This window comes from Kineobactrum sediminis (assembly GCF_002868715.1).
Taxonomy (GTDB): Bacteria; Pseudomonadota; Gammaproteobacteria; order Pseudomonadales; family Halieaceae; genus Kineobactrum; species Kineobactrum sediminis.
The window spans coordinates 1-535 of sequence record NZ_PKLZ01000034.1; the positions used below are offsets into that span (position 1 = coordinate 1).

Annotated in this window: 1 protein-coding gene; it reads right to left on the reverse strand. The window is 52.5% G+C overall.

The genetic code is table 11. The annotated features are described in order from the left end of the window. Positions 1-229: 229 nt before the first annotated feature. A complete protein-coding gene (locus tag CWI75_RS18210; RefSeq protein ID WP_020324555.1) occupies positions 230-421 on the reverse strand; it encodes a hypothetical protein in 192 nt (63 codons plus the stop codon). Positions 422-535 lie beyond the last annotated feature (114 nt).

Consider the following 535-nt stretch of genomic DNA (forward strand, 5'->3'; position numbering starts at 1 on the left):
GTCACACCCCCGAACTGTTAGCGCAGTTGCGGGGGTCGCTTTTTTCTGCGACCACTCCCGACAGAATACTTCCAAAACCATTTTCAGGCAAATCACACTCAAACCCTTGCGGCACAAGGGCTGGCGGCGTTTTTTGACGCCAGAGTTATCCCTTAAGTATAAATACAAGGATCGCGCGCACGAGACTCCGGCCATTTTCTGACCGATTTCCCTCGCGCGCACGCGAGGCTCACAATTCAGGGTCCGATTCTGACATCAAATCATGAGCCAACCTGGTCAGTTTCCGTTGACGGATATGCCGGGGATCATTTTCTTTTTCGGCCTTCCGCTGCGCATAGGCCGCCATGAACATTTCCCGATCCACATGCGCACCCATCTCATCGAGAATCTCAAACAGCCGGTTATCCAGTCTGACGATCATGCCTACCCCCTCAAAAAACGCTTATCAGGTGGTTGCGCTCACTGCGTGATCACAACCACCCCCTGTAAGTATTTTACGGGTGCTGTCGTCAATCACTAAATCGGAACCCACTGG